General features: G+C 76.9%; 1 protein-coding gene. It reads right to left on the reverse strand.

The features are described 5' to 3' along the window. Positions 1 to 43: 43 nt before the first annotated feature. Positions 44 to 8,776: SDR family NAD(P)-dependent oxidoreductase (locus tag AC068A_RS15610; protein WP_478585124.1), on the reverse strand; the 8,733-nt coding region annotated here is incomplete at its 5' end.

The raw sequence follows: 8,776 nt of genomic DNA on the forward strand, positions 1-8,776 counted from the left end.
CGTCAAGGTCGTCGGAGGGGGCACGGCTGTCCCGTGCCGGTGGTCAGGACAGGCCGAGTTCGTCGTCGAGGAGGTCGAAGAGCTCGTCGGCCGTGGCGGCCTGGATGTCCCGCTCTTCGGCGGCGCTGTCCGGTGCACTGTGCGTGTCATTCCACTTCGCCAGGAGGTCGCGCAGCCGGGCGGTGATGCCGGCGCGGTCGGCGTCGTCGGGGGCGACCGCCGAGAGGAGGGATTCGAGCTTGTCGAGTTCGGTGTGCACGGACGGGCGGCCGCGGTCGTCGCCCTGGCCGAGCCGCTCCCCGATGTACGCGGCGAGGGCCGCCGGTGACGGGTAGTCGAAGATCAGCGTGACGGGCAGCCGCAGCCCGGAGGCGGCGGTGAGCCGGTTGCGGAGGTCGACCGCGGTCAGCGAGTCGAAGCCCAGGTCGAGGAAGCCGCGGGCGGCGTCGACCTCGTCGGCCGTGCCGTGGCCGAGGACCGCGGCGACCTGGCCGCGGACCAGCTCGTCCAGCGCCTGCTGCCGTTCGGCGGCCGGCAGGCCCGCCAGCCGCTCCCGGAGGGAGCCGGCCGGTTCGGCGGCGGGCTGGACGGCGGCCCGGGTCGCGGGGGCGGCGGCCCGGCGTGCCGGGGTGCGGACCAGTCCGCGCAGCAGCGGCGGCAGGGTGCCGTCAGCGGCCTGGGCGCGCAGGACGGCCTGCTCGACCCGCATGGGGACGAGGACGGCGTCCTCCAGGGTGCGGGAGGTGTCGAAGAGGGCCAGTCCCTCTGCGGGGGCGAGCCCGGTGACACCGGCGCGCGCCATCCTCGTCAGGTCGGCCTCGTCGAGGGCGCCGGCCATGCCGTCCGCAGTGGCCCACAGGCCCCAGGCGAGGGAGCTCGCGGCCAGGCCGCGCGCCGCCCGGTGCTGGGCGAGGGCGTCGAGGAAGGCGTTGGCGGCGGCGTAGTTGCCCTGGCCGGGGGCGCCGAAGGAGCCCGCGACCGAGGAGAACAGCACGAACGCGGAGAGCTGGTGGCCCTCGGTCAGCTCGTGCAGGTTCCAGGCCGCGTCGACCTTGGGCCGCAGGACGGTGTCGAGGCGTTCCGGGGTGAGGGAGTCGATGATGCCGTCGTCCAGGACCCCGGCCGTGTGGACGACCGCGGTCAGCGGCCGGTCGGCGGGTACGGCGGCCAGGACGGCGGCCAGGGCGTCCCGGTCGGCTGCGTCGCACGCCGCCCAGGTGACCTCGGCGCCCAGGCCGGCCAGCTCCGCGGTCAGGTCGGCCGCGCCGGGTGCCGCGTCGCCGCGGCGGCTGAGCAGCAGCAGGTTCCGTACGCCGTGGGCTTCGGCGAGGTGGCGGGCGAAGAGCCTGCCAAGGGTGCCGGTGGCGCCGGTGACGAGGACCGTGCCGGCGGTGTCGAGCGCAGGGTGGAGCGGGTGGAGCGGGTGGGCCGGGTGGGCCGGGTCCGTGGCGGCGGCGCCGGTGCGTGCGATGCGGCGGAGGCGGAAGGCGTACGCCTCGCCCGACCGCAGGGCGAGTTGCGGCTCGTCGCCGGCGAGGGCGGCGGCCAGGGCACCGAGAGAGGCGTCGGTGCCGTCGGTGTCGGCGAGGACGAACCGGCCGGGGTTCTCCGACTGCGCCGACCGCACCAGGCCCCACACCGGGGTGTGGGCCAGGTCGGTGACGTGGTCGCCCGGTCGGGCGGCCACCGTGCCCCGGGTGAGCAGGACCAGCCGCGAGGAGTCGAGCCGCTCCTCGGCCAGCCACTCCTGGACCAGGGCGAGCGCGTGGTGCGCGGCGGTCCGGGCGGCGGTGGCCCGTCCGTCGGCGGTGGCGGTGCCGGACAGCGGGACGAGCACGACGTCCGGTGCGGGGGCGCCCGCGGCGAGCTGCTCGCGCAGCGCGGCGAGGTGCGGGTGGGCGTCGAGCGGTTCGCCGCCGATGCCGAGGTCCGCCAGGTCCTCGCCCAGCACGGCCCAGCGTTCGCCGGCCGGGACGGTGCCGGCGGTGAGCGGCAGCCTGGTCCACTCGACACCGAACAGGGATTCGTGGTGGGTGGTCCGGTCGCCGCCGAGCCGGTCCGCGGACACGGGGCGCAGGATCAGCGAGTCGACCGAGGCCACCGGGGCACCCGTGGTGTCGGCGACGTCCAGGGCCAGGCCGCCGGACGCGCCGGGGGTGATCCGGACCCGCAGGCGGGCCGCGCCGGCCGCGTGCACCCGGACGCCGGTCCAGGCGAACGGGAGCCGGGCCCCTTCGGCGGGCTCCGTACCGCTGTCGGTGCTGCCGGGCACGCCGAGGCCGATGGCCTGGAGGGCGGCGTCGAGGAGCGCGGGGTGCAGGGCGTAGCCGGCGGCGTCGTTCTCGTACGCCTCGTCGAGCGCGACCTCGGCGAACAGTTCGCCGTCGCGCCGCCAGGCGGCGCGCAGCCCCTGGAACACCGGCCCGTAGCCGAGGCCGGCCGCGGCCGCGGCCGGGTAGAAGCCGTCGGTGGGGACGGGTTCGGCGCCGGCCGGCGGCCACTCGGCCAGGTCGAAGGCACGCTGCGGGGCGGCCGGGGCGAGCACGCCGGTGGCGTGCCGGGTCCACGGCTCCTCCGCGGGGGCGTCGGCCGGCCGGGAGTGCAGGGCCAGGGTGCGGCGGCCCGCGGCGTCGGCCGCGTCGACGGCCAGCTGGAGCTGGACGGCGCCGTGGTCGGCGAGGGTGAGCGGGGCCTCGATGGCCAGCTCGTCGAGGGTGTCGCAGCCGACCTCGGCACCGGCGCGCAGGGCCAGTTCGACGAAGGCGGTGCCGGGCAGCAGGACGGTGTCCATGACGGTGTGGTCGGCCAGCCAGGGGTGGGTGGCCAGGGCCAGGCGTCCGGTGAGGACGAGGCCGTCGGAGGCGGGCAGCGGGACGGCGGCGCCGAGCAGCGGGTGGTCGGGCGTGTCGAGGCCGGCGGCCAGCACGTCCTCGACGGAGACACCCACGTCGAGCCAGTAGCGACGGCGCCGGAAGGGGTACGTCGGCAGGTCGACGGGCCGGGCGCCGGTGCCGGCGAAGTACGCCGGCCAGTCGACGGGGACGCCGTGGACGTGGGCCCGTGCGAGGGCCGCGGTGAGGGCCTCGGCCGCGGGGCGGTCCTTGCGCAGCACGGGGATGCAGAGGGCGGGCTCGGCGGTGTCGCCCAGGCAGTCCTGGGCGAGCGCGGACAGGGTCCCGTCGGGGCCGAGTTCGACGTACGCCGTGACACCGGCCGCCTCGAGGGCCCGGATGCCGTCGAGGAAGCGGACGGCCTCGCGGACGTGCCGGACCCAGAAGTCGGCCGAGGCCATCTCGTCGCCGGCGAGGGCGCCGGTGAGGAGGGAGACGACGGGGATGCGCGGCGCGTTGTAGACCAGGCCCTCGGCCACCTTGCGGAAGTCGGCCAGCATGCCGTCCATGTGCGGCGAGTGGAAGGCGTGGCTGACGGTCAGCCGCCTGGTCTTGCGGCCCTGCTTCTCGAAGGCCTCCGCGATGGCGGTTGCGGCGTCCTCGTCACCGGCGACGACCACCGCCTGGGGGCCGTTGACCGCGGCGATGCTCACGCCCTCGACGATCAGCGGCAGGACCTCCTCCTCGGCCGCCTGTACGGCGATCATCACGCCGCCGGCCGGGAGGGCCTGCATCAGCCGGCCGCGGGCGGCGACCAGTTCGGCGGCGTCCTGGAGGGAGAGGACCCCCGCGACGTGCGCGGCGGTGATCTCGCCGATGGAGTGGCCGGCCAGGACGTCGGGCCGCAGGCCCCAGCCGTCCAGCAGCCGGAACAGCGCCACCTCGACGGCGAACAGGGCCGGCTGGGTGTACTCCGTCCGGTCCAGCAGGGCGGTGTCGGACCCGAACAGCACGTCCTTCAGGGGCAGTTCGAGGTGCCGGTCGAGCTCGGCGCACACCTCGTCCAAGGCGTCCGCGAACGCGGGGTGGGCGTCGTACAGCTCACGCCCCATGCCGGGGCGCTGGCTGCCCTGTCCGGTGAACAGGAACGCCGTCCGGTTCTCGCGGGCGGTCCCCCGGACGAGTCCGGCCGTGTCCTCGCCGCGGGCCAGCGCGTCGAGGCCGCGGAGCAGGCCGTCGCGGTCCGTGGTGACGAGGGCGGCGCGCTGCTCGAGGGCGGAACGGCCGGCTGCCAGGGACAGGGCGAGGTCGGCGGTGCGCAGGCCGGTGTCGGTGTGGACGCGGGTGTGGAGGCGGCGGGCCTGGGCGCGCAGGGCGTCCTCGCCGCGGGCGGACAGGACCACGGGCAGGAAGGGTGACGGGGCGGCCTGCCCGCCCTGCTCCGGGTCCGCGGCCGGCTGCGGGGCCTCCTCGAGGATGGCGTGCGCATTGGTGCCGCTGATGCCGAAGGAGGAGACACCGGCGCGGCGCGGGCGGCCCGTCTCGGGCCAGTCCGCCTGCTCGGTGAGGAGGGACACCGCGCCCGCCGACCAGTCGACGTGCGGGGTCGGCTCGTCCACGTGCAGGGTCTTGGGGACCACGCCGTGGCGCATGGCCATGACCATCTTGATGACTCCGGCGACACCGGCGGCGGCCTGCGTGTGCCCGAGGTTCGACTTCACGGAGCCGAGGAGCAGCGGCCGGTCGTCGCTGTGCTCGCGGCCGTAGGTGGCGAGCAGGGCCTGGGCCTCGATCGGGTCGCCGAGGGTCGTACCCGTGCCGTGGGCCTCGACCACGTCGACCTCGGCCGCCGTCAGGCGGGCGTTGGCGAGGGCCTGGCGGATGACGCGCTGCTGGGAGGGGCCGTTGGGGGCGGTGAGGCCGTTGCTGGCGCCGTCCTGGTTGACGGCGGAGCCGCGGAGCACGGCCAGCACCTGGTGGCCGTTGCGGCGGGCGTCGGAGAGCCGCTCCAGCAGGAGCATGCCGGCGCCCTCGCCCCAGCCGGTGCCGTCGGCGGCGGCCGCGAAGGACTTGCAGCGGCCGTCCGCGGCCAGCCCGCGCTGGCGGCTGAACTCGATGAAGGTGCCCGGCGTGAACATCACGGTGACACCGCCGGCCAGGGCCAGCGAGCACTCGCCGCCCCGCAGGGCCTGCGCCGCGAGGTGCAGGGCGACCAGCGAGGAGGAGCAGGCGGTGTCGACGGTGACGGCCGGGCCCTCCAGGCCGAAGGTGTAGGCGACGCGGCCCGAGACGATGCTGCTGGAGCTGCCGGTGCCGAGGTAGCCCTCGACGCCGTCGGGCACGGCGTGCAGGCGGGCGCCGTAGTCGTGGTACATGACGCCGGCGAAGACGCCCGTACGGGTGCCGCGCACCGAGGACGGGGCGATGCCGGCGCGTTCGAAGACCTCCCAGGTGGTCTCCAGCAGGAGCCGCTGCTGGGGGTCCATGGCGAGGGCCTCGCGCGGGGAGATCCCGAAGAAGGCGGCGTCGAACTCGGCGGCGTCGTGCAGGAATCCGCCCTCGCGGGCGTACGAGGTGCCCGGGTGCTCGGGGTCGGGGTGGTAGAGGGCCTCGGTGTCCCAGCCGCGGTTTTCGGGGAGGCGGGTGATGCCGTCCTCGCCGGCGGCCAGCAGCGCCCACAGGTCTTCGGGGGTGCGGACGTCACCGGGGTAGCGGCAGCTCATCGCGACGATCGCGATGGGCTCGTCCTCGGCGGCGGCCCTCGCGGTCGCCGGGGCCGCGGACCCGTCGGCCGCGCCCGGGTGCGGGTCCGGGTCCGTGTCGCCGATCAGCTCGGTGCGCAGGTGGCGGGCCAGGACGGTCGGGTCCGGGTAGTCGAAGACCAGCGTGGCGGGCAGCCGCAGGGCGGTGGCCGCGTTCAGCCGGTTGCGGAGCTCCACGGCGGTGAGCGAGTCGAAGCCCAGCTCCTTGAAGGCCCGCCCCGACTCGACGGCGGCCGGGCCGGCGTGGCCCAGCACCGCCGCGACCTGCGTACGGACCAGGTCCAGCAGGGCACGGTCCTGCTCGGCGGCGGTGAGCCCGGCCAGCCGGGCCCGCAGCTCGGACTCGGAGCCGGCGACGGCCGCGGCGGCCGCGGACCGGCGCGCGACACCCCGTACGAGGCCGCGCAGCAGCGGGGCGATGGTGCCCGCGGCGGCCTGGGGGCGCAGGGCCTCGGTGTCCACGCGCATCAGGGCCACGGCCGGGTCGTCGAGGGCGACGGCGGTGTCGAACAGCTCCAGGCCGTCGGCGGCCGTCAGCGGGGGCAGCCCGGCCCGGCGCATCCGGTTGACGTCGGCGGCGTCCAGGGAGCCGGCCATGCCGTCGGCGACGGACCACAGGCCCCAGGCGAGCGCGGCGGCCGGAAGGCCCCTCGCCCGGCGGTGCCGGGCGAGGGAGTCGAGGAAGGAGTTCGCGGCGGCGTAGTTGCCCTGGCCGGGGCCGCCGAACAGGCCTGAGGTGGAGGAGAAGAGCACGAACGCGGACAACTGCGGGGCCAGGTCCCGGGTCAGCTCGTGCAGGTTCCAGGCGGCGTCCACCTTGGGGCGCAGCACCGCCGACAGCCGGTCGGGGGTCAGGGAGGAGATGATGCCGTCGTCGAGGACACCGGCGGTGTGGACGACCGCGGTGAGCGGGTGCTCGGCGGGAATCCGGGCGAGCAGGGCGGCGAGGGCGTCCCGGTCGGCCACGTCGCAGGCCGCCCAGGTGGCGGTGGCGCCCGACTCGGCGAGCTCGGCGGCCAGTTCCGCCGCACCGGGGGCGGCGGCGCCGCGCCGGCCGACGAGGAGCAGGCGGCGCACTCCGTGGGCGGTGGCCAGGTGCCGGGCGATCAGCCCGCCGAGCGCACCGGCGGCTCCGGTGATCAGCACCGTGCCGTCCGGGCCGAAGGCCGGGGCGCGGTCGCTGCCGTCCTGCTCCGCCGTTCCGGCGCGGACGAGGCGCGGGACGAGCACGGCGCCGGCGCGCAGCGCGAACCGCTCCTCGTCGGAGCCGAGCGCGGCCCGCAGGCCGTCGCCGTCACGGGTCTGCGCATCCTCGTCGACGTCGACTTCGACGTCGACGAGGGCGATCCGGCCGGGGTTCTCGGTCTGTGCCGAGCGCAGCAGGCCCCAGACGGTGGCGGCGGCGAGGTCGGTCACGTCCTCGTCCGGTGCGGCGGCCACCGCGCCGCGGGTGACGCAGACCAGCCGGGCGGCGGCGAACCGCTCGTCGGCCAGCCACGCCTGGGCGAGGGCCAGGGCATCGTGTGCCGCCGTGTGCACGGCCTCGGCGGTGAGAGGGGCGGGCGTCGGCGTGAGGACGTGGACGACCTCGTCCGGTACGGGTGCCCCCGCGTCGACCGCGGCGGCCAGTTCCGCCAGGTCCGCGTACCGTGCGGCGCCCACGGGGCACACCGGGTCCGCTCCGCCGAGGACGGCGTACCGGGCCGCGGGGGCCGGGTCCGGGGCGGCGAGGCCGGTGAGTTCGGTCCACTGCTGGCGGAACACGGACTCGTGGCGGGCGGTGCGGGCGGCGCGCAGCCGGTCGGCGGTGACCGGGCGCAGGCCGAGCGACTCGACGAGCGCGACCGGGGCGCCGGCGGCGTCGGCGATCTCCAGCCGGACGCCTTCGGCGCCGGCCGGGGTGAGGCGGACGCGCAGCGCGCCCGCCCCGCCCGCGTACAGCGAGACCCCCGACCAGGCGAAGGGCAGCCGGCCCCGGCCGTCGTCGGCGCCGATGCCGTCGAGGCCGATCGCGTGGAGGGCCGCGTCGAGCAACGCCGGGTGCAGGCCGAACCGGCCGGCCTGGTCCTCGGTGCCCTCGGGCAGCCGGACCTCGGCGTACACGGCGCCGTCGAGCTGCCAGGCGGTGCGCAGGCCGCGGAAGGCGGGGCCGTAGGCGAAGCCGATGGCGTCGAGCGCCTCGTAGCGGCCGTCGAGCGGCAGCTCGGTGGCGCCGGCCGGGGGCCAGGCGGTCAGGTCGAAGTCGGCGGCGGGGCGGGCGGCCTCGGCGAGGACGCCGGCGGCGTGCCGGGTCCAGGGCTCCTCGGCGGCCAGGCCCTCGGCCCGCGAGTGCAGGGCGAACGGCCGTCGGCCGGCGGCGTCGGCGGCGCCGACCCGGACGCGCAGCTGGACGCCGCCGCGCTCGGGCAGCACCAGGGGCGCTTCGAGGGTGAGCTCCTCCAGGTGGTCGCAGCCGAGCTGGTCGCCGGCGCGGGTGGCGAGCTCCACGAAGGCGGTGCCGGGCAGCAGGACGCTGCCGAGGACGGCGTGGTCGGCCAGCCAGGGGTGGGTGGCGAGGGCGAGGCGTCCGGCGAAGACCATGCCGTCGGACTCGGGCAGGGCGACGCCGGCGGTGAGCAGGGGGTGGGCGGTGTCGTCGAGGCCGATCGCCCCGACGTCGCCGAGGTGGAGGGCGGAGGAGATCGCGGGCCAGTAGCGCTGCCGCTGGAAGGCGTAGGTGGGCAGGTCGTCGACCCGGCGAGCGCCGGTGCCGGCGAAGAAGGCCTGCCAGTCGACGCGGATGCCGTGGACGTGGGCCCGGGCGAGGGCGGTGACGAGCGCCTCGGCCTCGGGACGGCCCTTGCGGAGGACGGGCACGAAGACGGCGTCCTTCGTGACGCACTCCTGCGCGAGGGCCGACAGCACCCCGTCCGGCCCGAGTTCGACGTACGCCGTCACACCAGCCGCTTCGAGGGCGCGTACGCCGTCCAGGAAGCGGACGGCCTCGCGGACGTGCCGCACCCAGAAGTCCGCCGTGCCCATCTCACCGGTGACCACGGCACCGGTCAGGTTCGACACGACCGGGATGCGCGGGGCCTGGTACGCGAGTCCCCCGGCCACCTGCCGGAAGGCGTCGAGCATGCCGTCCATGTGCGGCGAGTGGAACGCGTGGCTGACGCTCAGCCGCCTGGTCTTGCGGCCCTG

This window comes from Streptomyces sp. NPDC043854 (genome assembly GCF_056436005.1).